The 341-nt window shown below is 69.5% G+C and carries 1 protein-coding gene; it reads left to right on the forward strand.

From position 1 onward, the window contains the following. Positions 1-330, forward strand: a 330-nt coding sequence (locus tag ACLJNW_RS23805) for an EamA family transporter (protein ID WP_410961169.1), incomplete at its 5' end; no start/stop codon positions are given. Between the last annotated feature and the right edge of the window lie 11 nt (positions 331-341).

Here is a 341-nt window from a genome sequence, read left to right on the forward strand (position 1 = left end):
GTGTTCTACTTCGCCCTGTTCGGCACCCTGTTCTCCGCCGTGCCGCTGGCCTGGGCCTGGCAGCCGCTGAACGGCCAGGAACTGCTCCTGCTGCTCGGCGCCGGACTGTTCGCCAGCCTCGGCCAACTGACCATGTCGCAGGCCTATGCCCTGGCCTCCCCGGGAGTGATCGGACCGATCGCCTACATGGCCATCGTTTTCGCCGGGGTGATCGCCTGGCTGCGCTGGGACGAACTGCCCAGCCACACGTCGCTGCTCGGCGCCGCCCTGATCTTCGCCGCCAGCCTGATCCCCCTGCTGGGCAACCGCCCCGCCGAAAGGCCCCGCTGAATGCCCACCGG

This window comes from Salmonella sp. SAL4457, from assembly GCF_046548235.1.
In the GTDB taxonomy this organism is placed as follows: Bacteria; Pseudomonadota; Gammaproteobacteria; order Enterobacterales; family Enterobacteriaceae; genus Salmonella; species Salmonella enterica.